Source organism: Amphritea sp., assembly GCF_048266285.1.
Lineage (GTDB): Bacteria > Pseudomonadota > Gammaproteobacteria > Pseudomonadales > Balneatricaceae > Amphritea.
Genome location: NZ_JBLWZV010000002.1, coordinates 202,240 through 227,482 on the forward strand (window position 1 = coordinate 202,240; position 25,243 = coordinate 227,482).

The following is a 25,243-nucleotide window of genomic DNA, read 5'->3' on the forward strand; positions in this document are numbered from 1 at the left end:
GTATGTGAGCGGGGCTGTGGATAACGGCCTTTTTAGCCGCAACACTTTTTGAATTTTTTACCGCTACCGCAAGAGCAAGGGGCGTTCCTTTCCGGTGTCTTTTCACTATGCACGGTTTTCGGGGTGGTCAGCAGAGCGGTGAGTGCAGCGATATTTTCGTCAATACTGGCATCAACGGTGACTTTAACCACCAGATCATGCTCAGCGGCAAGCGCCTCGACTTCCTGTTGCCGCAATTCAGAGGTCACGTTCACGAGCAATGGGCTGATCTCACTCCCCATTTTCACTTTTGCTTTGGTGTTATAACCGCTTTTACCGTAGTTACCCATGATATCGGGAGTACCTTTATAGAAACATTTAGACATGGGTGACTCCTGGTGATTGTGTCATCGAATTGCGCCATTACGCGACGGGAGCAGGATTCTAACAGTTAACGGAGGGGAACGGTAATCTCTATAGCCGGTATTCCTATTGTCCGCTTTTTATTGTGCGACCGAGACAGTTATATCTAGCGTCGATATTTTCGATAAAATGTTGGCAGACACGGATGCGTGATGGTATCTGGGGTTATGTTATTAGGATGGTGAACGGTAAAAAGCAATAATGTATGGTGAGGATGGAGGGAATTGAACCCCCGACCTGCCCCTTAGGAGGGGGCTGCTCTATCCAGCTGAGCTACATCCCCATACACGTTTTGATGTCCCGATGCATAGGTCAAGGTTATGCATATGTAATCCCGCTCAAAGCCTTAGCAAGGCTCGATTTGATCGAATGAACTGGGGAGACAGTGGCGTGAATTCTACTTGTTCCGAGGGCGGAGGTCACGGGGAAATGCTAAAAAATCAGGCTTTTCCGAGACTGTTTTGTGCGGCGTAGTTACCTTTTCCACCACTCTGATTATAGAGTGTGTTTTTCTGGTTCTGTCCACGCAGAATACTCATGAGCTGTTCTAGGTTGCGACTGTTACGGCTGATGACGATTTCATTACGCTTATTCTTGTCATTGACCTGTCGCAAAACTATTTCGAGCTCACTCCAACCGTGTTTGAACGCGTGAGCGTCTGCTTCATTGAGTCGAGATTGGTAATCAGCTAAGCCGGCTTTATTGGGGGTAATGCCCGCCGCGATAAAGAATTGGTTACGGCTTTGATTATTTTCTTCAAGTTGCTGCAGCACGGCAGTTTTTTGCTCAACCAATGTTTGTAATTCAGCCACGTCACGCTGCTGCAGAGCGTGATACTCAGCATCAAGTAGTTCATTGAGTGTGGTGAGAAAACCAATGCCCTGAGTCGTCAGAGCATTAATTTGGTCGAGCGGCGGTAGATTCGTTGGCATCAATTAATCCAACAAACTTTCTAACTGAAATAAGCCGCGAGCCGTGCTCTCATAGTTAATCTGATAGCTACCGCTGTCGATTGCGGCTTTTAGATCAGCTACTTTTTGTTCGTCCACTGTAAAACCTTCTTCGACCACTTGGCCGGCGGTTTTTTGGACAGCCTGTGCCGCATCGCTCAGGCTTACACCAGACGAAACAGTAGACTCTGTCGCAGTCGGTGACTGGGATTGCGATTTGCCACTCTCGGTCGCAGGTTGTTCACTTACCTTTGCACGAGAGTTAGCCGCCTGTGAAGAAGACGTTAAGCCCGTGATATCAATAACCATTTTCTGGTCCTCATGCTGTTCTATACACAGCTATCGGCGAGTCGATGGGAAACTTTAACGATATTTGTAAAATTATGATCCCAGTATAGCAGCTCAAATATCAGCCGGCGAGATGCGCTTAGCGGCCATTTACAGAGATCACGCCTTGGCTCTTAACGTAGCCATGAACCTGTTTGCCTGAACGGTTATTAATCACTGAGATTTGTTCGCCTAAGGCACCATCTTGTTGTGCGGTGCCGGTCATCCGTACGGACATTGGGCCTTTGTTAGCCTGAATATAGACGACATCACCTTTGCGGATCAGCAGTTTTTTTTCAACCAAGTTGGGGGAGATAACTTGGTTGGCTGCGATCGAACGTTTCATCTCTCGGCCGATCAGTTCGCCCGGGTTGGTAAAATAGGGTGATGTAAGCCGTTTAATATCAAATGCTTTCAGATAAATATCAGAATCACCCAAAATGGTACCTTTGGTTAAGGCGCGACTTGATATGACAATGGGCTGCCATTGTTCGACGGTGGCGGTGATGAAAATGGTCCATGCAGGTCGGTGGCAGATCGCTTTTGCCGAGATGCGGTTTGCCCTGCTAGGCGCATGAGTAAAGGTTATCGGCTGATTGCAGTGGCGTTTATCGAGGGCCTTGGCTAATGGTTTAACGTTGACAACAGTACGAGCCATTGGGTGGCTAACCTGATACTGTTGTTCTAAGTAATGTTGCGCTTTGAGAGCAATTGAATTCGATTCTTCTGCCAGTGCGCCCTTTACTGGCACCGCTAACATCGCTATAAGTGTGATTATTGTGGAGAATGTATATTTTTTCACGCTGAATCCGGAAGTTCGCATTGCAACCGAGTTGGCAATGTTCAGGTAACGCTTAGTACAGAGAGCATCATGTCAGGTATAAACAGTACTGTAAACCAACGCACGAATATGGCAGGCCAAAACCGCCTTGAGCTGCTTTTGTTCGGACTTAATGATGACCAGACTTATGGCATCAATGTGTTTAAAGTTCGTGAAGTTCTCACCTGTCCTGAGTTAACCGGGATTCCTAAGCAGACCACCGCCTTGAAAGGGTTGGCGCATATTCGTGGCGAAACGATTCCGGTTATCGATCTGTCGCAGGCCATTGGTGGTGAGCCAGTTGAAGCTAAAGATCGCCATGGATGCTTTTTGATCGTGTCGGAGTATAACCGTCGTGTTCTGGCGTTTTTGGTACGTAATGTTGATCGCATTTTACCGGCCAAGTGGGATCAAGTAAGTCCTCCGCCGATTGAAACCAATGAAAAGAACTACCTTACCGCAGTGGTGCAGTATGAGGGTGGTTTGATTGAGATTCTTGATGTTGAACAGGTGTTAGCTGACCTTATTCCGGTGAGTACCGAGGTAAAGTCGACTATGATTACTGAGAGCGTTAAAAAAAGCGCTGCCGGCTATCGTATTTTAGTGGTGGACGATTCCAGTGTGGCTCGTACACAGGTGAAGAAGGCGCTGGAGAATCTTAATATCAATGTGACCACGGCCAATGACGGTCAGGCGGCATTAGACATGCTGACTCAATTGGCTGACAAAGAGCAAAAAGTAACCGATATGTTTTTAATGGTTATCTCAGATATTGAGATGCCACAGATGGATGGTTATACCCTTGTTAAGCGAATCCGTGAGGACATTCGCCTAAAGTCCTTGTATGTTATGTTGCATAGTTCTCTAAGTGGTCGTTTTAACTTGGCGATGGTCAAACGGGTTGGTGCTGATGCGTTTATCGGTAAATTTAATCCGGATGAATTGGCTGAAGCCGTTGTTAAGCGAATAGAGTCAGTAGAGGGGTGAGTGATTCAACCCTGTATGGGGGAAGAGTGTTAGAGGATAATAAAATAAGGATTACTCAATCAGAGTTTGACCAATTTTGTCAGTTTCTTGAGGAAGCGTGCGGTATTTTGCTGGCAAAACATAAGCAATATCTGGTGGAGAGCCGACTAGGTAAAATCCTTATTGACGGTCAGTATGGCTCATTAGGGCAGTTAGTCACTGTGCTCAAGAAGCCGGGTAATAGTCGCCTAAAAGAACAGGTCATCAACGCGATGACTACCAATGAAACCCTATGGTTTCGCGATATTCACCCCTACGACATTTTAAAGCAAAAATTACTGCCTGAGCTCGCCATCAATGGCTCTTCCCAGCGTTTAAAAATCTGGTCTGCAGCCTGCTCAACCGGTCAAGAACCTTACTCTATCAGCATGATTATTGATGAGTTTAAACAGGAAAATCCTGGTACTTTCAGGCTGGGTGAAGAAATTGTCGCGACTGATATTTCTACCCGAGTACTTGAACAGGCGCGGTTGGCTGAATACGAGATGCTGGCGCTAGGGCGAGGGTTGTCCCAAGACCGATTAAAAGCGTTTTTTGAACCCGCGGCATTAGATGCTTGGAAGCTGATGCCTAAGATCAAAAACAAAGTTACCTTTAGAGAGTTGAACCTGTTGGGGGCCTACCCGGGTATTGGTCCGTGCGATATTGTCTTTTGTCGTAACGTATTGATCTATTTTTCTACTGAACGTAAGCGCGATATTTTAATGAAAATTCACAAGACCCTTAAACCCGGTGGCTATCTGCTATTAGGAGCTTCAGAGTCGATCGGTGATCTGCATACCTTGTTTGATATGATTCACTGCCGTCCGGGCATCATCTATAAAGCTAAATAGCTAGGCGTACTGGCGACAATCCTGCGACGCTCTCCTGTGTTTTCTTACTGAGTTACAAAACTGAATCGGACCTTAGCGGGGCCCGCACTTGCGTGGCTGCTGATTTTTCAGTGGGCGAAGATAATAATCTGAACATCCCTTTGATCCATAAGCGGCTCGCATATAGTTTCAGACCTGAGACTGACGGTTCTTATGCACCATTAGGCAAACAATACTGTCTGTTTACGCATTGGCGTTCACATTGCCGCCTGCTCGTTTACCTTGCCGCTTTGCCGCTATTTCCCGGATAACGATTGCCGCTTTTACTTGTTAGTAAATATAACTCTATGTATTTAAATGACATTTAAGTTTTGGTATCGCTTTTGCATTATCTGGGTATCTAAACACTTTGAGGCAACCTGATGGCGATTAGCTTTGATAAAGCACTGGGGATTCATGAACAAGCCGTAGGCTTGAGAATTCAACGTGCTGAAATTCTAGCCAACAATATTGCCAACAGCGATACGCCGAATTATAAAGCTCGGGATATCGATTTCGAAAGTGTTTTGCAAGGTGTTCAACATGGTCAGCAGCCTTTAAAAATGAGCCGCACCAGTGAGGGACACAATAGTGGTTTGATCAACGCCGATTTTGCATCAGAGTTGATGTATCGGATTCCCAGTCAGCCGAGTGTTGATGGGAATACGGTGGATGTTCAGGCTGAGATGGCGCGCTATACCGAGAATGCGATTGATTATCAGGCGTCGTTTGAGTTTCTGAATAAAAAATTTAAAGGTCTTAGCAGCGCGATTAAGGGTGAATAACCATGTCTCTGGGTAATGTTTTTGATATTGCGGGTTCGGCCATGAGCGCACAAACCGTGCGCCTGAATACCACTGCCAGCAATATGGCGAATGCCGAGAGTGTTAGCAGCAGTGCTAATGAAACTTATCGCGCCCGTAAGCCGGTGTTTGAATTGAAACAGATGGGTAACACTCAGCCAGGCAGTGCGCCGTTAGGTGTGCAGGCGGGGCAGGGTGTGGCGATCGCAGGAATTGTTGAAAGTGATGCGCCCCTGCGTCAGGAATACAACCCGGATCATCCGATGGCCGATGAAAATGGTTATGTTCACTATCCCAATGTCAATGTTGTAGAGGAGATGGCGGACATGATCTCTGCGTCACGCTCTTTTCAAATAAATGCTGAGATCATGAATACAGCTAAACAGATGATGCAACGGGCACTCACTCTGGGGCAGTAAGCTCAGAAAGCCTGATGTGAGGTATATGTTATGAGTGTTAACGACGTTTCAGGAACGCAATCGATCTACGATCAGATCAATACGCAGAATCAGAGCAGCACTACATCGACTACGTCGAGTAACGATGATAGTGAGATGTTTATGAAGCTGATGATTGCGCAGCTACAAAATCAGGACCCGACCAGCCCGGCCGAAACCAGCGAATTCATGCAACAGATTGCCAGCATGAGTACGGTTGAGAATATCGCCAAGCTGAATACAACGATGGAAACGATGTCTGCATCGCTACTGTCGAGTCAGGCGGCGCTTCAGGCATCATCGATGATTGGTCAGGATATTTATGCCAATACCGATGTGGCGAAGGTGGCCGAATCGGGTGAAATTCGCGGCATCGTTGAGTTGCCGGTCAGCACAGAAAATTTACGTGTCTCTATCTATGACAGTGCTAATAACCTGGTCGATGAAGTTGAGATGGGTAGTCAAAGTGCCGGAGACCATTACTTTGCTTGGAGTGCGGGGGACCGTCCTGCCGGTGAGTATCGAGTGGTTGCTGAAGCACAGGTTGATGGAAATTACGAAACAGCGAGCAGTTTTATCGCTTATAACGTCAATAGCGTCACGCTGGGGCAGAATGGTATCGGCATGAAAGTAAATACCGATGCGGGCTCAGTCGACTTTAGCGATGTGAAACGAATAGGTTAAATCGGAGAGAATATCATGGCGGGTTTTAATACTGCGATAACAGGTTTGAAAGCGGCATCGACTAATTTAGATGTGACCGGCAATAACATCGCTAACTCCAGTACCGTTGGTTTTAAAGCCTCCCGTACCGAGTTTGGTGATATCTATGCAACCGCAGTGGTGGGGGCGGGTTCAAGCAATGTTGCGGGCTCCGGTGTTACCGTCACGGATATTGCACAAAACTTTGAAGCAGGAACCACCGAGTTCACCAGTAACAACTTGGACCTTGCAATTAATGGTTCTGGTTTCTTCCAGTTAGATGATGGCCAGGGTGGTGTAACTTATACCCGTGCCGGCGCTTTTGAGCTGGATAAAGATGGCTATGTCGTGTCCAAAACCGGCAAATATTTGCAGGGTTATGGTCTAGATAGTGAAGGTAATCGTCTACCGATTCAAAACTTAGCAGTGGATCAGAAAGAGAGCCCACCTCAGGCGACCAGTAACATTGGCCTGTCGTTTAACATCAACGATGCGGCCGACCCGACACTGTTAAGTACGCCGTATGATAAGGACGTGCCAGCATCTTTCACTTACAGCACCACCGTGCGGACTTTTGATAGTTTGGGTAATGAGCATACGGTTAAATACAACATGGTCGAGCAGCGCCCGGTTCGTGATGTGTATGCTGTTGATGTGACCTTTCCTGATACATTGAGCATCAGTGGCGTTAACGTGAGCTTTGATGCGGCAGGTGTACCGGATGCAACTGACCTAGATAACCTACGAAATACCGATAAGCGTATTGATACATCAACGCTACTATTTACTCAAGACGCAACTGCAGCGGCGGGTGTGGGATCGGTGAGTTTTGAAACCTATGCTAAATACAGTAGCTACGGTGATATGAATATCAGCGATAGCACTGGTGTAAATATTACTCCTGAGCCAACTGAGCGGGATGCTAACGAGAACTATGCTTATAAGTTAGCGGTGCCAACGGCAGATACTGAGCTGAATATCGGTGGTGTTGCGATTGAAATTTCGACCAACCCAACGGCGCCAACACTCGCTGAAATTGCAGAACTGATCTCAGTTCGACAAACGGATATTAAAGATCGTAACCCGAATGTTGAGTCCGTTTCCGTGGTTGAAGAAGGTGGTGAATTCCGTCTGGATATTCGCTTTAAAGCAGAATACGGCAACATCGGTTCTGAATTCAGTGTGACAGAAACCGATATGGCAACCGGCGCGGCTAGTAGTGCGGTGTTGACGGCCGATACAACAAAGACCTATGAAGGTGATAACACTTACCGTGGTCAGTATCAGATGTATGCTTACCTGAACGGCACTGAGTTGTTGGATATCGGTAAGAGTGTTGACCCTGGCGAAACCGGTTTTTCTGTCAATAGTACCGATACACTCAGTGAAGTGGGTGCGGTAATGTTGGGCTTCGATCCGACTACCGGTTTTTTGAGCAGCGTTAATGGTACAAGCTTCTCTGTTGGCGCAACGGCACCAGAATTAACGATTAAAGGGGCCGATCCCGCCAATACTGAAACCTTGATTACCTTGGATCTGTCCGATAGTACTCAGTTTGCTTCTGCATCCATTGTTAAAACCTCCTCTCAGGATGGCTATACCAAAGGTGATTTGATCGGTGTGAGCTTTGCTGAAACCGGTGAAATGGTGGCGAGTTTCTCTAACGGTGAAAAGCAGAACTTGGGTGTGGTTGCCTTCGCAACCTTTGAAAACCAATCAGGCTTGCAGCCAGCGGGTGATACTGAGTGGGGGGCAACATTGACCTCAGGTAATGCGGTCCTTAACCCACCGGGTACGGGCCTGAATGGTAGCTTGCGTTCTGCTGCACTGGAGCAGTCAAACGTCGATCTGTCGACAGAATTGGTAAGGTTGATCGAGGCACAGCGTAACTTCCAGGCGAACTCGAAAACACTGGAAACACTGAATACTGTGACTCAGGCGATTCTCCAAATCTGATTCTTGGATTTAAGTGTATTGATACTAAGGCGACCTCGGTCGCCTTTTTTGCGTCTAAATGACAGGTTGGCACAAGCATTGCATTTTACCTGTTAGTGAATTTAAACCACTAAAGCGGCAATTGATGACCGTTTTAGTGTGAAGGCGGCAAACGGGGTATCCAATGGATAAAGTGTTGTATCTGGCAATGAGCGGCGCGCGCGAAAATATGCGCTCTCAGCAAGCCCACGCGAACAACCTTGCGAATGCGACGACGACGGGTTTTAAGGCTGATTTCGCCCAAGCACGGGCGATGCAGGTTGAAGGAGATGGCTTTGCTTCAAGGGTATATGCCATGGCTGAACGTCCCGGCACCAATATGTCCACGGGCACGCTGATGCAGACCGGGCGATCAATGGATGTGGCTATCGATGGCGATGGCTGGATTGCAGTGATGGATGCTGAAGGTAATGAAGCCTATACCCGTCAGGGTGAGCTGCAGATTAATAGCTTAAACCAACTCGTTACCCACGCAGGCGATCGGGTGATGGGTAATGGCGGCGTACCGATCACTTTGCCACCCTTTGAACAGCTGGATATAGGCGGTGATGGCACGATTACCATCCGACCTGCCGGTGATGCGGCTAATGCATTGGCGATACTCGATCGTATTAAATTAGTAAATCCTGAGGCGGGTGAGCTGTTTAAAGGCGTGGATGGCATGATGCATGCCGGCAATAATCAGCCGCTGTTGCCGGCCGCCGATGTGAAAGTTCGTTCCGGCTTTCTTGAATCAAGCAATGTTAACTCGATCTCAGAGCTGACATCGGTTATCGATTTAGCCCGTCAGTTTGAGATGCATGTGAAGATGATGAAGACCGCAGAAGAGAACTCCTCAGCGGCTACTAAAATATTGTCACTTCAATAACAGAATAATGATGAATAACGCAGGTGGAGAATAAGTATGCATGGAGCCCTATTTGTAGCAAAAACGGGTCTGAGCGCGCAGGATACCTCCCTGAAAATTATTTCCAACAACTTGGCAAACGTCAGTACCGTTGGATTTAAAAAAGATCGCCCAGTTTTTGAAGATCTGATGTATCAGATCCAGCGTCAGCCCGGTGCGCAGACCGCTGAAGAGTCGCAACTGCCCTCAGGCTTACAGTTAGGCTCCGGTGTGCGGGTTGCTGGCACGCAAAAGCTGTTTCAAGAAGGCGAATTGGAAACGACGGGTGAATCCTTCGATATCTCTATTCAGGGCCGCGGCTTTTGGCAGATCACCATGCCTAATGGTGAAACCGGTTATACCCGACACGGGCAGTTTCAGCTGAACTCTGATAATGAAATCGTTACCTCTGAAGGTTATCTGTTAGAGCCCGGTTTGACGTTGCCTGCAGAAGTACAGTCGATGACCGTTGGTGTGGATGGTGTGGTCAGTGTGGTGGTGCAAGGCAGTCCTGACTCGCAGGAAATTGGCCAACTGCAACTGGCTGACTTTGCTAACCCTCAAGGGCTGCAATCCTTTGGGCAAAACCTCTACCTAGAGACGGCGGCGAGTGGTAATGCAACGCTGTCAAACCCTGGTGAAGGGGGGACGGGGCAGTTACGTCAGGGCATGTTGGAAGGCTCTAACGTCAATGCCGTCGAAGAGCTGGTGAATATGATTACCACTCAGCGGGCTTATGAGATGAACTCTAAAGTAATCTCCACCGCTGACCAGATGTTGTCCTACGTGACGCAGAATCTGTAAACCTGAGTAGAGGAGGTAACCGATGAAATTACGCCTAATCATGCTGGCCGCCGCTCTGATCTTAGGGGGCTGTACGAGCACCGCGCCTAAGCCTGATAATCCGCGCTTTGCTCCGGTACGCCCTCAGGCGATGCAGGCTCCACGGGAAATTACCGGCTCGATCTTTAACGCCGCCACCAGTAATAGTCTCTATGGTGATGGCCGGGCGCATCGGGTAGGTGACATTATCACGATCGTTTTGGAGGAGAGCACCTCGTCAACGAAAAGTAATAAAACCTCGGTGGATAAGTCGAACTCACAAACCCTGGCATCGCCTACGATCTTTGGTGTGCAACCGACTATTTTAGGTAAGCCTTTGAGTATCAGTAGCGGAGACTCAAATACAGAGTTTGAAGGTGAAGGCTCATCCGATATGAGTAATAGCCTCGATGGCAATATCACTGTGACAGTGCATGAAGTGCTGCCTAATGGCTTGATGATTGTCAAAGGTGAGAAGTGGTTAACCCTGAATCAGGGCGATGAATATATCCGCGTCAGCGGTATGATTCGGCCACAGGATATCTCCAGTAGTAACACTGTTAACTCCACTCAGTTAGCCGACGCGCGGATTACCTATAGCGGCTCGGGTGCGTTGAATGATTCCAACTCGATGGGTTGGTTGTCGAAATTCTTTATTGGTCCATTGTGGCCATTCTAAGCGAATGATGCGGAGAAAAATGATGACTCGTTTCTGGATAATCGCTTTAACTGCCGTGTTGTTAAGCGGCACGGTTAATGCTGAACGCATAAAAGACCTAACCTCTGTCGCTGGGGTACGTAGTAACCAGTTGGTTGGTTATGGTTTGGTGGTGGGTTTAGATGGTACGGGTGATAAAACGTCATTTACCTCGGCCACCTTTCGCAATATGTTGAATAACTTCGGTGTGGCCATTCCGCCGAATATTAACCCCTCGTCAAAAAATATTGCGGCGGTCGCGGTGCATGCAGACTTGCCGCCCTTTGCCAAACCGGGTCAGGTAATTGATGTCACTGTATCGACTATCGGTGATGCCAAAAGCCTGCGTGGTGGTAGTTTGATTATGGCACCGCTGAAAGGGGCCGATGGGCAGATCTATGCGATCGCTCAGGGTAATCTTGTGGTTTCAGGGTTTGGTGTGCAAGGCTCTGACGGTTCACGTTTATCACTGAATGTTCCTAGTGTTGGTCGTATCCCGGGTGGGGCTTCGGTAGAACGTACCGTGCCCAATGCATTTGGCCAAGGTGATAGCCTTGTGCTGAATCTGAACTATGCTGACTTTACTACTGCGCGGCGAGTCGCCGAACAGGTCAATAGTTTGCTTGGCCCCGGCATGGCACAAGCGATGGATGCAACCTCTATTCGGGTTTCAGCGCCCCGCGATCCTAATCAGCGGGTATCATTTCTCTCGGTGCTCGAAAATCTTGAGGTACAGCCGGCGCAGGAAGTAGCGAAAGTGATTATTAACTCACGCACTGGCACCATTATCATTGGTCAGAATGTTCGCGTATCTCCGGTGGCGATTACTCACGGCGGCATGACCGTTGCGATCACCGAGGATCTCAATGTCGATCAGCCCAATGCGTTGGCGGGTGGTGATACCGTGATAACCCCGCGCACCGGTATTGAAGTGGATGCTGGCAGTGGCCATATGTTTGAATTTTCCCCGGGCGCCTCACTACAAGATATTGTTGAAGCGGTGAATCAGGTGGGTGCTGCGCCGGGTGACTTAATGGCTATTCTTGAGGCGCTACGGCAAGCCGGTGCCCTGAAAGCTGAATTGATTGTGATCTGAGGCTGACAATGAAAACCGATTCGACTCAACATGCCCAGCTATTCACCGAATTAGGTGAGATGAATAAGTTACGTCAGCAAGCCAAGGACAAGGATCCAGCAGCACTGCAGGCGGTGGCTGAGCAGTTTGAACAGCTGTTTCTTAATATGTTGGTCAAAAGTATGCGTGAGGCGAATGCCAGCTTTTCTGAGGATAGTTATTTCAACAGCCCGCAGGTGGAGTTTTATCAGCAGATGGGCGATACCCAGCTGACCAAAGAGATCGCCGAAAATAAAGGTTTTGGTTTGGCTGAAATCTTGGTACGGCAACTGGGCGGCAATATCGATCCGCGCATGGGCGAAGAGGAAGAGGATAATCGCCTCAAGCCGTTGTCAGAGTCGGAACGGATGTTAAATCGCACCGTCGATACTGCTGCGAGTATGGCGGCATCCGCTATTCTAGGTCAGGCGCAAGCTCAGGCACGGGCAGCCGAAAAAGCCGCGGAACTGGACGGGCAGCAGAGTGCTGTGAGCGCACCCGAAACAGACGTGAAGAGTGTTACCACAGAGCAACTTAAGCCTGAGGCCGAATCACAGCCGCAGCGCTTTGATAGCCCTGAGCAGTTCGTGGCGACATTACTGCCATTGGCTGAGAGTGTGGCTGCAGAGTTAGGCGTCGATCCTAAAGTGTTATTGGCGCAATCCGCGTTAGAGACCGGTTGGGGACGTTACTTGGTTCAGACCCCTGAAGGGACGAGTCATAATCTATTCAATATTAAAGCGGATAGCCGCTGGTCGGGTGAAAAAGCTCAGGTGGGAACCGTCGAGTTTCGTGATGGGGTTGCTCAGCGGGAACAAGCAGCATTTCGGGTGTATGACTCCTATGAACAAAGCTTTAGAGATTATGCCGATTTTCTGCGCGGTAGTACGCGTTATCAAGAAGCATTGGAGCAAGCCGGCGATCCTTATCGCTATCTCAGTGGCTTACAGCAGGCGGGCTATGCCACTGATCCTGAATATGCAGCGAAGATTAGTCGAATATTTGATGGGGATGTTCTGGCCGGCCTGAATGCCGGTTCAGGCACTAAAGAAAGTTAGCCGTTGGCCGCTATAGAGAGCAGTATCAAGGTGAAACCTGTCTGCTCCCTGCTTTGCCGATAGAGTATTCCCGGGAGTTTATATATGTCCAGTTCCAGTTTATTAAGCATTGGTAGTCAGGCAACGCAGGCGAATCAGTCAGCGTTGAGTACTATCGGTCAGAATATCAGTAATGTGAATACTGACGGCTATAGCCGTCAGCAGGTTAATCTAGTTGCTCGTCCTGACTTGTCCGGCGTGTATGTACAGGATATTGAACGCATTACTGATAAGTTTCTCACCCAGCAGGTGTGGACCGACCTGTCATCCTATAACCAGACATCTACTTATGCTGATTTATCGGGGCGGCTGGATAATCTATTAGCCAGCGAGACCCAAAGTGTTTCGGCAGCATTAGATGATTATTTTGGCGCATTGCAAAATGCAGTGGACGATCCCACCTCTATCGCTAACCGCGAACTCTTTGTGGCGCAGTCTGAAGCGCTGGTACAGCGCTTTAATAGCCTCGATGCCAATATTCGTGGGCAAGAAGACACTATTAATCAGCAGCTCGAAGGCTATGCCAGTCAGGTGTCTACCTTGGCTGATAATATCGCTGGCCTTAATGAAAAAATTCGTGTCGCTGCTGCCTCAAATAATTCTGCTAATGATCTACGAGATCGTCGTGATGAATTGACTAATCAGCTTTCAGAGCTGGTTGGGGTGACGGTGGTCGATCAGTCAGAAAATGAATACAGTATTTATATCGGCAATGGTCAACCGTTGGTAATTGGTTCTTCTGCAGAGAAGTTTGTGGCGATACAGGGTAATCCTGATAGTTCTCAGAAAGAGATCGCTTTGGTTATCGCTGATAATGTTATCAATATCAACGATTCTGTCAGCGGCGGAAAAATCGGTGGCCTGTTGCAGTATCGTAACGAGGCACTGGGTGATGCACGTAACGAGCTAGGATTAATTGCGATCGGTTTATCTGAAAGCATGAATGAGCAGCACCGCTCGGGGATAAACCTCAATAACGAGTTCGGTGGTGATCTATTCACCGATATGAATAACGATTTTCTACAACAGCAGCGAGTATCAGCAAACTCAAATAATTTTTCTGATATACAATCAGCACGGGTTGAAATTCAAGATGTTTCGCTGCTGCAGGCCTCGGGTTATTCATTAGATGTAGGCGATAGCGATAAATTTACTCTGACACGTCAGAGTGATGGCAAGCAGATATCTATTAATCAACTAACCGCCGTGACTGATCCGACACCGGCAACAGCGTTAACCTCGGCTGATCGAGGTGATGCTATCGCAGCGGTGGGTCAGGGTGAATATTTCTTTGATGCAGAAAGCGGTTCACTCTCCTTTGCCGTGGACGGTATGAAAGTCACCATCGACACCTCTAACCGTTTTGCTAAGGGTGATCAGTTTTTGATTCAGCCCGTGAAGAGTGGCGCTGAAGATCTATCATTAGTGGTTCAAGATGGGCGACAGTTAGCGTTAGCATCCCCTATCCGGGTTACGACGGATGCGAATAATCAGGGTACAGGTGTTGCGGTTGCTCAGGTGACCGATCCCAAGGATATTGCGGTTACCGGTGGCGAGCTTAGTCCGCCAATACAAATCGTTTTTAATACACCGGCAGCGGGATCATCAACGACCACCTTCACTGTTTACGATATGAGTGATAGTGATAACCCGCAGCCTATTGCTTTAACGCTGGATGATTCTCTGGGTGCACAGACTGTCCATGATTACAGCCCTGGTGATGATATTCAGCTTGAGGGTTATTCAGTTAGTATCAGTAATATGCCAAGCGCAGGTGATCGCTTTAATTTTGGCTTTAACCAAGATGGTGTTTCCGATAACCGTAATGCGTTAGCGCTATCGAACCTGCAGCAAAGCAACCTGTTCGACCGAGGCTCTTATCAGGATATTTATGGCAGCTTGGTTGAGCGAGTTGGTACCCGCACGGCGACGGCGGTCATTTCTGAACAGGCGAATAAAGCGGTACTGGATACCAGTACGAGTGCCAAAGACAGTGTATCCGGTGTTAACCTCGATGAAGAAGCGGTCAAGCTGGTGCAATATCAACAAGCCTATCAAGCGTCTGCTCAGTTAATTAGAGTCTCTCAAACGATTTTCGATAGTCTGTTAAATAGTATTTAAGAGGAAGGTTGAAACATGCGTATATCAACCCAACAGCAGTATTTGAAAGCCAGTGAAAACATGCAGCAAGGCCAGATAAATCTGGGTAAATTGCAAGAGCAGATTTCGACCGGTAAAAAACTGGTAAACCCCTCCGATGATCCTGTTGCGGCAGCACAGGTTATCAAGTTAGAAAGGGAGCTGGCGCAGAATGAAAAATATGATGACAACATCAATGTTACTCAGCGGCGTTTAGAGCTGGAAGAAACCATTTTGGATGATATCAATATAGCTATTGATCGGATGCGTGAGTTAGGCGTTCAGTCGGGTAATGGTGTATTGGGTGATCAGGATCGGGCCAGTATTGCCAGCGAGCTGTATCAGTTAACGGATTATGTTGCCGGTTTAATGAATACTCAGGATTCTGAAGGTGAGTATCTGTTTGCCGGTAGTAAAGGTTCAACGCAGCCCTATGTCGAGTCAGGCAGCGGTGGCTATGATTATATGGGTGATGACGGGCAGCGTGTAATTCAGGTCGGCAGTAATTTGTTTATACCCTCGAATGACTCAGGCCAGTATCTGTTTGAATCCGTTGAAGGGCCATTGCAAGTAAAGCTTGCTGGGCAGTCAGTAACTAATGGCAATAGCTTTATCTCCGAGGCTGGGTTTCAAAACCAAGCGGCGGAAGATCAATTTGAGAAAGCCACTAATGGGCTGGGGGATCTGGCGGTGACCATCGAAGAAGCCACTCCGGGTAACTATAGCTACACGATTAAAGATAGCGGCGGAAATACCCTCGATGCAGCTGCATTTGTGCCGGGTGACAAGGTATCGTTTGAAGGGCTTGAGTTTGAGCTGGGTGCTGTGTCAGCTGACCCGTTAGATAACACTATCGTGATTAATACAGGGGCTGAGCGGAAGAATGTGCTGGAAGTCGCGATAGATCTTGCAAATGTGTTGGCTCAACCAGTGACCACAGAGGAAGAGCGCACAGCGTTAAATGAGGCGGTGGCAACAGGCATTAGTCAATTTAAAGAGGCTGCGGAGCGTACTTTAGAGGCGCGCTCCACGTTGGGTTCTCGCTTGAATACGCTCGAATACGCGACGAGTTCAAACCTTGATTTTAAGCTGTTGACGGAAAGCACACTGTCGGCGTTAGTTGATGCAAGCCTTGATGAGGTAATTAGCGAGTTTAAATTGCAGGAAGTGACACTAGAAGCCGCACAGGCAACTTTTGGTCGTGTGACGTCGCTCTCTCTATTTAATTACATCAATTAAGCTTTATAACATCGCAGAATAGCTGAGTGTTGGCCAGCCAGGCTGGCAGTACCGGAGGTGATGATATTTCATTGGAGGGCATGGAATGCCATATTACCGAAGAAAGCAGGTTCCGTTAGAGCCTGTTTGCCACTCCCAAGTGTGCCAAATACCGTAAACCATACCTGTTGATCAATAAGATTGACTGCCTGTATCGCCTGTCGAAAAGTCAAACATACTCATCTATTTCTATTCAATGCATCAGTTGTGCGGGAATACCTGTGCGGTATCTGGATGATGCCGCTGGAAAAGATCGATTACCCGACCTGCTAGGCCGAGATTAAGACGGATATCCCCGCGTTATACCCGTGAGGCAACAGCTCAATGTAGTTGGATCGTCCTTAAACGCTACAAATCACCCAATGTAATCATACGTAACATAGTGTGTCGATGAAGAATGAATCGCTAATCTTCACCGTCTTAGGTTTGTGTTTACGGGGTTTTGTAGGCCTTGGCCATTTTTCGGCCTTTATTGTTTTGTAACGATTCTTTTATCAGGGCTTGGCGGCGCTGCTGCAGCAAGGGCGCTATGTGGGTATTCATCTCCTGCATGGCGATGACGAGTTGGCTGATACGCTCGGATGTTGGCTTATCCGTCGGTGCCGGTAACGTTTCGGACTGCTGCATAAGCTGCTGTCGGGCTAGCTGCAGCCGTTGCACTTCGTCCCAGTTGTTTTGTTCTACGGCGGCGAGCATTTGTTTTGTTAATTCAAATGCCTGGCGAATTATTTCAAACATTATTTTATCCTGACTATTTTGCTAAAGCAGGCTGAGTGGCTGCCGATATAGTAGATACTTGGCCATACTAAGGCAGTCGCTAAGTGGTTCAGATAAAGACTATAAAAGAAAGTCTGTGGATTCTCTAAGGAAAGCACAAAAGAATCGCTAAAGTATCTTAAAAAATGGTCGATAAAGTATTCCATACCCGGTAGCGCTCCGATTTATAAAGCGTCAGAACGGTACCGACAATGTACAAATTAACGGCCAGTCAGATCTGGTTGATATGAGGAGAACAACTCATGAGCTTAGTAATTAATTCCAACATCATGTCGTTAAACGCGCAGCGTAACCTAACGAGCTCTCTGAACGAGCAAAATCAGGCAATGGAACGACTAAGCAGTGGCAAGCGTATCAACTCAGCTTCTGACGATGCTGCAGGCCTTTCCATCGCTAACCGTATGACCTCTCAGGTGAGCGGCCTTAACCAAGCGGTTCGTAACGCGAATGATGGTCAATCACTGATTCAAACCGCAGAGGGTGCGTTGAGCGAGTCAACCAACATTTTGCAGCGGATGCGTGAACTGTCTATTCAGTCTGCCAACGGCACCTACGATAGCGGTAACCGTTCAACTATGGATGCGGAAGTTAAGCAGTTGGTTGCTGAGCTAGATCGTATCTCTGAAACCACTAGTTTCAACGGCCAGAATGTTCTGGACGGCAGCTTGGGCAGCGTTACGTTACAGGTCGGTTCTGAAGCCAACCAGACGATTGAAATGAAAATCGGTGCAATGGATTCTAAATCATTGGGACTGGGCTCTACTAGTGCGGATGTAATGGGAGCCTCTATTACCAAAGCTAGTATTTCGCTTGAAAATAATACAGCGACGATTAATGGCCAGTCTATTATGGCGATCGGTGAAACGTACAGTGGTGCTACCGATAATGTGGGTGAACTCGTTGATGCGATTAATACCAATGTGAGCGGGGTTTCGGCTTCTACTTATGCAGAGTTAACTGCTACTACGGCGGGCGATGGTATCTTAGTTGAAGGGACTGACACATTAACAGTAACGCTGACTAAGCTTGATGGTACCACTGCGGCCATTAGTGTCACGGATACAGATAGCCTCGAATCTTTGGTTGATAAATTAAATGAAGAAGGTGGTGGTTTACTCAGTGCTTCTATTACAGATGACAATAAGCTGAGTATTAGTGCCGAAAACGTTGCTAGTGTTGGTATCACAGATGTTGGTGGAGCCGCCGGTACCATCGCCGCTAGTGCTGAGGCGTCTATTGCCCTTTCTTCAGATTCGGGCGATGACATCACTATCGAGCGAGGTTCTGCTGGTAACTCGGCTGATTTAACTGCATTAGGCTTCCGTGAAAGCAACGCTGCAGGTGTTATAGAAGGTGCTGCCTCCGATGGTGGTACAACAACGTTGGCTGCTGGTGATGTAACGATTAATGGCGTGAAGGTTGGTGCCGGTGAATCGGGTGCTTTACAAGATACTGTGGCTGCAATTAATGACGTTAGTGATGAGTCAGGTGTGACAGCTAATGCTTTTACATCGGTTGAAATTGATACTGCAACTAACTCAACAGGCGCGGGTACAGCTGCTGCGTTTACTATTAACGGTGTAACAATCGCTGCTGGTGCTGATGCGAAACTGTCGACAACGGTTACTCAGATTAATGCTAAAACTGCTGAGACAGGTATTACTGCTGTACTTTCCGGTAGTGAACTGCGTTTAGAGGGTGATGTAGCTTCGATTACTTTTGGTGATGATGCTGGTGCTAGCGATAACGGCGCGGATTTTGCTGCTGTTCTCGGCGCTGGCCTTACTGCAGGTACTGATATTGCTGACGGTGTAGGTGGTGTCAAACTGACATCTGATAGTGGTTCGCCAATTAGCGTTGATGTCACAGCCAATGGTGCACTGGCAACAGGTCTACTGGATGCGAACACTACTTCGAATGGTGCATTTGGATCTTCACTGAGCAGCATTGATATCTCTACAGCATCTGGTGCCCAGAAAGCTATCGGTGTGATTGATAACGCACTGGAGACAATCAACTCCACCCGTGGTGATCTCGGTGCCGTGGCTAACCGTCTGGACTTCACCGTCAGCAACCTGTCTAACGTTGCCGAAAACGTTTCCGCTGCACGGTCACGTATCGAAGATGCTGACTTTGCGGAAGAATCTGCGAACCTGAGCCGTGCGCAAGTGCTGCAGCAGGCGGGTACTGCGATGTTGGCTCAAGCTAACGCTGCGCCACAGCAAGTGTTGTCACTGCTACAATAAGTGCTTAAGAGGGACTCTGTTTTACTTTTATGAGTTCTTCTTTGCGTAGCCCTGAAAGTTAAAGTCCCTCACCCACCGTTGGTGGGGGATTTTTCGTTAAGGAGAAAGAAAATGTCAGTTGAATCTATGAATTCAGGCAACACGTTAGCCGCGGCTCAGCCACCAACACCCTCGGTACGTCAGGGTGAGGCCGCTGCGGTAAAAGCCGTATCCCCTGTTGAAAATTCGCAAGTGTCGCAGGAGATGAGTGCTGAAGAGTTGGAAGCGATGGTTGATAAGCTCAATGAGTTTATGCATAACGGTCAGCGCAACTTAAATTTCTCAGTCGATAGTGATACTAAAGAGACGGTTATTAAGGTGATGGACACCGAAACCCAAGAAGTGATTCGGCAGTTTCCTACCGAGGAAGCGCTGAAACTGACCAAGCATATTGACGGTATGATGGGGCTAATATTTAACGATCATGCCTGATTCGGTGTAAACTGTTTTAAATAAAGTGTTTTATAGGCGGCCGGTGGCTGCGTTTAGATGATAGGAGTTGTTATGGATACCAGTATTGTTTCCGCGTTGGGCTTCGGTTCAGGTATCGATACCGTGTCACTGGTTAACCAGTTGATTGATGTCGAAAGAGCTCCCCAGCAACAGCGTCTTGATTCTAAAAAAGAAACATTGGATGCGCAAATCTCAGCCTATGGCGCATTAAAAAGCAGTTTGTCTGAATTTCAGGGGCTGCTTGAACCGCTTGCAAATAATGACACCTTTAATTCCCGAGCGGTATCGTTCCCAGAAACAGATGTTGTTACGCCCAACAGTCTCGGTACGGATGCGCAGGTCGGCAGTTATCAGCTTGAAGTGATTGAGGTGGCTCAAGCGCAATCTCTCGCGATTGGCACTACCGCAGCAGATAAAAAATCAGCACTGAATGTTTCCGGTAATTTAACTATTAGTCTTGGCACCTGGACCTATGCGGCGGGTGAGCCCAGCGCGTTTGCCGAGAATGAGAGTCAAACCTCTATCGATGTAGCCATTACGACAGATGATTCGCTGCAGGATATTGCCGATAAAATCAACGAAGCCGACTCTGATGTGCAAGCATCGGTGTTGCTGGTGGACGGTAATTATCAGCTGATGATTTCAGCCCCCTCGGGTGAAAATAATGCACTGCAGATTACCAGTGATGATGCTAGTAAAGACGCCGAAGGGTTAAGTGGTTTTGAGTTTAATGCTGCTTATTCGGCGGGTGTGACCGAAACTCAGCAGGGTCAAGATGCACATTTGAAATTGAATGGTCTCGATGTTTATCGCGACAGCAATGAGATTGATGACGTAATGCAAGGATTGTCATTCTCAATCAATAAGGCCAGTCCGGGCGAAAAATTTACATTTTCCATTTCCGAAGAGAAAGATACCGCTGAAACCGCGATTCGCAATTTTATTGATGGGTATAACAGTTTATATACCACGATGAAATCATTGACGGGTGTGACAACCGATGCTGAAACCAACCTGACCTCTCAGGGTGAGTTGGCAACGGATGGTACGGCTAAAAATCTGCTAGCGCGTATTCGTAGCATGATCTCTGATGCAGTACCGGGGGTGAGCGAGTTTAATGCCCTAACGAATGTTGGTATTCGCACAACGTTGGATGGAACCCTTGAAATCGATTCTGAAGATTTTGACGCCGCGATGAAGGATCAGTTTGATAAGGTCGCATCGATTTTTGCGCCTCAGACTTCTTCAACCAGTAGTGGCGTCGATGTGGTGATTGGTAGTTACGCCTCGAAAACGGTGTCTGGCACCTACAGCGGCTCAGTGACGACTTCACCCGCTAAAGGGTCAGTACTGAGCGACCAAGATTTTAGTGCATTTAATACGACCACTCCTGGGGGCGATTTTTCGTTTGCTGTGACGGTCGATGGTGTTACCTCTGAATCGTTAACACTAGCAGGTACTTTTAACACCGCTGAAGAGTTGCGTGCAGAGTTACAATCATTGATCAATAATGATGATTCAATTTCAGGGGCCAATGCGTTTGTTGATGTAGTTCTCGATGGCGATAAGATACAGCTGCAATCTCGTCAGTATGGTAGCACCTCAAAGGTTGAGTTCGATGCGGCAGGCACCGAGTTTGCCAGCGCAACCGGTTTGTCGGACGCCTCAATCTCTACCGCGGGTGTCGATGCCACTGGTACGATTAATGGTGAGGCAGCCTTTGGCTCTGGCGAAGTATTACTGCCCGCAATAGATACCGATCCCTATGGTTTAAACCTGACGGTGCAAGAGGGGACCACTGGGGGTTTTAGTTTTACCTTTTCTCGAGGCTTTGCCGGTGAATTGTCACTGTTGATCGATAGCTTTCTCTCTAGTAGTGGGGTGATTAAGTCGAGAGAAGACAGTATTAATAATCAGCTCGATGGTATCGTTGATGACCAAGAGAGTCTTGATCGTAAGATGAGTATAAAAAGTGAGCTTCTGACACAGCAATACCTGGCAATGGAGCAAATTATTGCCAGTTTTAGTAGTACTGCCGATTCGTTGACAGGGCTGACCGATCGTTTACCGTTTACATATTCATCATAATTTATAGTGTTTTTGGAGTTGTTAAAAAAATGAATGTTAATCTGAATGCTTTGAAACAGTATAAAAGTGTCGGTTTGTCAGCGGCGGTTCAGACCGCTTCGCCACAGCAGCTTATTACCATGCTGTTTGATGGTGCATTAACCGCGTTAGCGAAAGCAAAGGGTTCAATTGAGCGTAAAGATATACAAGGCCGATCAGAGCAACTGAATAAAGCGAACGATATTATTTTGGGTCTGAAAGACTTTCTTGATCTCGAAAAAGGCGGCGATATCGCTGAAAATCTCGATGCGCTGTATGACTATATGGTACGTACTATTTCTAAGGCTAACCGTGATAATGACGCAGAGACAGTGCAGGAAGTGATGAACTTGCTGTTAGAGATAAAATCCGGCTGGACTCAGATGGATGTGCCTGCTTAAGTACTCTTTTGTGTTATAGCGCTTTAGTTTGTAACAGTGCAGTTTTACTCTAATTACCCAAACCGCCACTAGGCGGTTTTTTGTTGTCTGATGGATGCTCTATCACGTGAATAGAGACTCAATAAAGCATGTGTCAAAAAAACATCACCATCTTTGGTTGTCTTTTATCGCTGCATGTCATAAATTTGACGTATTGTTGTGTCATGTTCTGTCCTTTGAGGGCTTAAGCCGTTTGGGCACAACACCGAGTGATTGTTAATCTGGTAAGCCTATGAGTAGCCCGTTACATATTATTTATATCGATGATGATGCCGATAATCGCAGGCACCTGTCGCAGCGGTTAGATTTTGCCGATATCCGTCATATCACCACAGACTATGTGTCTTGGTTGCAAGAGAGTAACGAGCCGGGCGATCGAGCGGTGGTTTGGTTGGGGCATTGTGGGCTACCGATTTCAGTGGAAAAACTGATGCAGCAACTCGATCAGATTGATGACAAGCTGCCGGTGATTGCGATCAGCCCTTGGACGGAGCTAGACCAGCTCTCTGAAAAGCTGCAAGAAAAAGTGATTGGTCGGTTAAATCCAGATGCTAGTTTGACGGAGCTAACGGTGATGTTGCACCGGGCGCTGATCTATCGTCAACTACAGTTGCAATATGCCGGTCAGCCGGACCTCTTTTCGCCTAAGTCCGTCGCTAGCCAATTTGAAGGGATGGTCGGACACAGTGAATCGATGGCGTTGGTGCGCAAGATGATCAGCCAGGTGGCGGGGCGAGATGTAAATGTATTGATTACCGGTGAAAGCGGCACCGGTAAAGAGATCGTCGCGAACAATCTACACCGCGCCTCTAAGCGTACCAATGGGCCTTTTGTGCCGGTCAACTGTGGTGCTATTCCGGCGGACCTGCTGGAAAGTGAACTCTTTGGTCATGAAAAGGGCGCCTTTACTGGAGCGATTAGCTCCCGGGCGGGGCGGTTTGAATTGGCCAATGGTGGCACGCTGTTTTTAGACGAGATCGGTGATATGCCTCTACCGATGCAGGTTAAGTTGCTGCGGGTGCTGCAAGAACGCTGCTTTGAACGGGTCGGTGGCAGTGTCACGATCGATTGCGACGTGCGCATCATCGCCGCGACCCATAAAAACCTCGAACAGATGATTGTCGATGGGAGTTTCAGAGAAGACCTTTATTACCGTCTCAATGTTTTCCCTATCGATATGCCGCCTCTGCGTGCGCGAATAGAAGATATTCCGCCATTGGTGGACGAGTTTGCTCGCCGGGTTGCTAATGATGGTTTTGGCCGTATTCGTTTTCATCCGGCGGCGATTCGCTCGTTACAGCAGCACGATTGGGCCGGCAATATCCGTGAATTAGCCAACTTAGTGGAGCGTCTGGCCATTCTGTATCCTGATGCGGTGGTGGGGGTCAGTGAGCTGCCAGCGAAATTTCGCCATATTGATGAGCCGAATCCTGAGCTGTATCGCGGGGCGGATGCTGTTCAGGATACAGAGGCACTGGCCGAGACTGAGTCCGGTGTGCTGGCGTTGCCGGATGAAGGGATGGATCTCAAGCGCTATACCGAGGCTATCGAACAAACCTTTATTACTCAGGCGCTGGACAAAACCGGCGGGGTCGTGGCAAGGGCAGCTGATTTGTTGCAGATTCGCCGCACCACGCTAGTGGAAAAAATGCGTAAATATGGAATTCAGCGAAAATAGATGATGACAGACGCCGATACTAAAATAGCTCAGCTTGAGCAGGAAGTGGCTCAACTGAAATCTCAGCTTGATGATATTCGTCAAGTGAGTGTAGAGAAACAAGCGGCCCATGATCGCCTATCGGGGCGCTTGGAAGATCTGCTGGATCTGTTGCCGGCCGGGGTTGTGGTGATTGACAGTCGCGGGCGCGTGGCCGAATGTAATAGTGCCGCCGAGCAACTGTTAGGGCTGCCACTAAAACATGAAAGCTGGGTGGGGGTTATCCAGCGTAGCTTTGCCCCCCGTAGTGATGATGGCCATGAGGTATCGTTGAAGAGTGGCCGCCGGGTGAGCCTGTCGACCAGCACTTTAGCGAATGAAGCGGGGCAGTTGTTAATGCTGACCGATCAAACCGATACGCGCCTGTTGCAGGGACGCCTAGCCCATTATCAGCGGCTCTCTGAGATGGGCCGGATGATGGCCTCTTTAGCGCATCAGGTGCGTACTCCGTTATCTGCTGCACTTCTCTATGCTGGTCATCTGATGAAGCCTGAGCTGCGTCCGGAACAGCGAATTAAGTTTGCCGGTAAAGTAAAGTCACGGCTGGAAAACCTCGAGTTACAGGTGCGGGATATGCTGATCTTTGCGCGTGGCGAAACCCGTTTGGAAGATCGTATCACTATCGCGCAACTGTTTCGTGAATTGGAAGATGCACTGGATATGCCGTTGCTAAGCTGGGATGCGGATTGCGACTGTATTAATCGGGTGCCAGAACTACAGTTGCAGTGCAATAAAGACTCGTTGCTGGGGGCGATCATGAACTTGGTCAACAATGGTTTGCAGGCTGGCGGTAAGGGCTGTGAACTGGTTATTGAGGCTCAGTTAGTGGGTGATAAGTTGGGAATCGAGGTGCGAGATAATGGTCCGGGTATGGATGCAGAGCTTTGTCACAAGGTGATGGAGCCGTTTTATTCGACTAAGTCTCATGGTACTGGCTTAGGTCTCGCAGTGGCTCAGGTGGTGGCTAAGGCGCATCATGGTGAGTTTATTCTGCGTTCTCAGCCGGGTGTTGGCACTCAGGCTGCTTTTCTGATCCCTTATCAGACCGATGGCCAAGTAGCTGATCAGCGCGATAATCAAACAGACCGCTTAACCCATGACGGCAGGATCGGATAGTTT

Annotated in this window: 24 protein-coding genes and 1 tRNA gene; 19 read left to right on the forward strand and 6 right to left on the reverse strand. The window is 48.1% G+C overall.

The genetic code is table 11. The features are described 5' to 3' along the window. Positions 1–32: 32 nt before the first annotated feature. The 5 genes from ACN0T0_RS04455 to flgA all read right to left on the reverse strand — a co-directional run bounded on the left by ACN0T0_RS04455 (position 33) and on the right by flgA (position 2,481). A complete protein-coding gene (locus tag ACN0T0_RS04455; protein ID WP_417223727.1) occupies positions 33–365 on the reverse strand; it encodes a PBPRA1643 family SWIM/SEC-C metal-binding motif protein in 333 nt (110 codons plus the stop codon). 243 nt (positions 366–608) lie between these two features. Then, positions 609–685, reverse strand: a tRNA-Arg gene (locus tag ACN0T0_RS04460). A 157-nt stretch (positions 686–842) separates the two neighbouring features. Further along, positions 843–1,334 carry a flagella synthesis protein FlgN gene (locus tag ACN0T0_RS04465; protein ID WP_417223729.1) on the reverse strand — a complete coding sequence of 164 codons (492 nt, stop codon included), beginning with the start codon at positions 1,332–1,334 and terminating at the stop codon, positions 843–845. A 3-nt stretch (positions 1,335–1,337) separates the two neighbouring features. After that, entirely contained in the window at positions 1,338–1,661 is a 324-nt protein-coding gene (flgM, locus tag ACN0T0_RS04470) for a flagellar biosynthesis anti-sigma factor FlgM (protein WP_417223730.1), read from the reverse strand. 118 nt (positions 1,662–1,779) lie between these two features. Further along, the gene (gene flgA / locus ACN0T0_RS04475) at positions 1,780–2,481 is read right to left on the reverse strand and encodes a flagellar basal body P-ring formation chaperone FlgA (RefSeq protein WP_417223731.1); all 702 of its coding nucleotides are present in this window, start codon (positions 2,479–2,481) and stop codon (positions 1,780–1,782) included. 69 nt (positions 2,482–2,550) lie between these two features. Between flgA and ACN0T0_RS04480 the strand changes: the two genes are divergently transcribed. The 13 genes from ACN0T0_RS04480 to flgL all read left to right on the forward strand — a co-directional run bounded on the left by ACN0T0_RS04480 (position 2,551) and on the right by flgL (position 16,307). Further along, positions 2,551–3,486, forward strand: a complete 936-nt coding sequence (locus ACN0T0_RS04480; protein ID WP_417223733.1) for a chemotaxis protein CheV — start codon at positions 2,551–2,553, stop codon at positions 3,484–3,486. After that, entirely contained in the window at positions 3,483–4,358 is an 876-nt protein-coding gene (locus tag ACN0T0_RS04485; protein WP_417223735.1) for a CheR family methyltransferase, read from the forward strand. The genes ACN0T0_RS04480 and ACN0T0_RS04485 overlap by 4 nt, the downstream gene beginning before the upstream one ends. Positions 4,359–4,759: 401 nt before the next feature. Further along, the gene (flgB, locus tag ACN0T0_RS04490; protein ID WP_417223736.1) at positions 4,760–5,161 is read left to right on the forward strand and encodes a flagellar basal body rod protein FlgB; all 402 of its coding nucleotides are present in this window, start codon (positions 4,760–4,762) and stop codon (positions 5,159–5,161) included. A gap of 2 nt (positions 5,162–5,163) precedes the next feature. Next, positions 5,164–5,598 (forward strand): flagellar basal body rod protein FlgC, encoded by a 435-nt coding sequence (gene flgC / locus ACN0T0_RS04495; RefSeq protein ID WP_417223737.1) that lies wholly within the window; start codon positions 5,164–5,166, stop codon positions 5,596–5,598. Positions 5,599–5,628: 30 nt separating this feature from the next. Beyond that, positions 5,629–6,300 carry a flagellar hook capping FlgD N-terminal domain-containing protein gene (locus ACN0T0_RS04500; protein WP_417223738.1) on the forward strand — a complete coding sequence of 224 codons (672 nt, stop codon included), beginning with the start codon at positions 5,629–5,631 and terminating at the stop codon, positions 6,298–6,300. Positions 6,301–6,315: 15 nt separating this feature from the next. Then, positions 6,316–8,274 (forward strand): flagellar hook-basal body complex protein, encoded by a 1,959-nt coding sequence (locus tag ACN0T0_RS04505; RefSeq protein WP_417223740.1) that lies wholly within the window; start codon positions 6,316–6,318, stop codon positions 8,272–8,274. A gap of 163 nt (positions 8,275–8,437) precedes the next feature. Then, the gene (gene flgF, locus ACN0T0_RS04510) at positions 8,438–9,181 is read left to right on the forward strand and encodes a flagellar basal-body rod protein FlgF (protein ID WP_417223741.1); all 744 of its coding nucleotides are present in this window, start codon (positions 8,438–8,440) and stop codon (positions 9,179–9,181) included. Positions 9,182–9,217: 36 nt separating this feature from the next. After that, the gene (flgG, locus tag ACN0T0_RS04515; RefSeq protein ID WP_417223743.1) at positions 9,218–10,003 is read left to right on the forward strand and encodes a flagellar basal-body rod protein FlgG; all 786 of its coding nucleotides are present in this window, start codon (positions 9,218–9,220) and stop codon (positions 10,001–10,003) included. 22 nt (positions 10,004–10,025) lie between these two features. After that, the gene (gene flgH / locus ACN0T0_RS04520; protein ID WP_417223744.1) at positions 10,026–10,700 is read left to right on the forward strand and encodes a flagellar basal body L-ring protein FlgH; all 675 of its coding nucleotides are present in this window, start codon (positions 10,026–10,028) and stop codon (positions 10,698–10,700) included. Positions 10,701–10,722: 22 nt separating this feature from the next. Next, positions 10,723–11,814, forward strand: coding sequence for a flagellar basal body P-ring protein FlgI (locus ACN0T0_RS04525; RefSeq protein ID WP_417223745.1), 1,092 nt, complete (start codon positions 10,723–10,725; stop codon positions 11,812–11,814). An 8-nt stretch (positions 11,815–11,822) separates the two neighbouring features. After that, entirely contained in the window at positions 11,823–12,890 is a 1,068-nt protein-coding gene (gene flgJ, locus ACN0T0_RS04530; RefSeq protein WP_417223747.1) for a flagellar assembly peptidoglycan hydrolase FlgJ, read from the forward strand. 84 nt (positions 12,891–12,974) lie between these two features. Then, positions 12,975–15,050, forward strand: a complete 2,076-nt coding sequence (gene flgK / locus ACN0T0_RS04535; RefSeq protein ID WP_417223749.1) for a flagellar hook-associated protein FlgK — start codon at positions 12,975–12,977, stop codon at positions 15,048–15,050. A 15-nt stretch (positions 15,051–15,065) separates the two neighbouring features. After that, positions 15,066–16,307: a flagellar hook-associated protein FlgL gene (gene flgL / locus ACN0T0_RS04540; RefSeq protein ID WP_417223751.1), complete on the forward strand. Its 1,242-nt coding sequence runs from the start codon at positions 15,066–15,068 to the stop codon at positions 16,305–16,307. 471 nt (positions 16,308–16,778) lie between these two features. Here flgL and ACN0T0_RS04545 read toward each other — a convergent pair whose 3' ends face one another. Next, positions 16,779–17,084, reverse strand: a complete 306-nt coding sequence (locus ACN0T0_RS04545) for a flagellar protein FliT (protein ID WP_417223752.1) — start codon at positions 17,082–17,084, stop codon at positions 16,779–16,781. Positions 17,085–17,365: 281 nt separating this feature from the next. Here ACN0T0_RS04545 and ACN0T0_RS04550 point away from each other — a divergent pair, with 281 nt between their 5' ends. The 6 genes from ACN0T0_RS04550 (at position 17,366) to ACN0T0_RS04575 (ending at position 25,240) form a co-directional block, all read left to right on the forward strand. Next, positions 17,366–19,369 (forward strand): flagellin, encoded by a 2,004-nt coding sequence (locus ACN0T0_RS04550; RefSeq protein ID WP_417223754.1) that lies wholly within the window; start codon positions 17,366–17,368, stop codon positions 19,367–19,369. A gap of 111 nt (positions 19,370–19,480) precedes the next feature. Further along, entirely contained in the window at positions 19,481–19,840 is a 360-nt protein-coding gene (locus tag ACN0T0_RS04555; protein ID WP_417223756.1) for a flagellar protein FlaG, read from the forward strand. Positions 19,841–19,912: 72 nt separating this feature from the next. Continuing rightward, on the forward strand, positions 19,913–21,949 hold the full coding sequence (gene fliD / locus ACN0T0_RS04560; RefSeq protein ID WP_417223758.1) for a flagellar filament capping protein FliD: 2,037 nt from the start codon (positions 19,913–19,915) through the stop codon (positions 21,947–21,949). A 29-nt stretch (positions 21,950–21,978) separates the two neighbouring features. Beyond that, the gene (gene fliS / locus ACN0T0_RS04565) at positions 21,979–22,368 is read left to right on the forward strand and encodes a flagellar export chaperone FliS (protein WP_417223759.1); all 390 of its coding nucleotides are present in this window, start codon (positions 21,979–21,981) and stop codon (positions 22,366–22,368) included. A 271-nt stretch (positions 22,369–22,639) separates the two neighbouring features. Continuing rightward, the gene (locus ACN0T0_RS04570) at positions 22,640–24,085 is read left to right on the forward strand and encodes a sigma 54-interacting transcriptional regulator (protein ID WP_417223760.1); all 1,446 of its coding nucleotides are present in this window, start codon (positions 22,640–22,642) and stop codon (positions 24,083–24,085) included. Further along, complete coding sequence (locus tag ACN0T0_RS04575; protein ID WP_417223762.1) at positions 24,086–25,240, forward strand: sensor histidine kinase; 1,155 nt, start codon at positions 24,086–24,088, stop codon at positions 25,238–25,240. Positions 25,241–25,243: the final 3 nt, after the last annotated feature.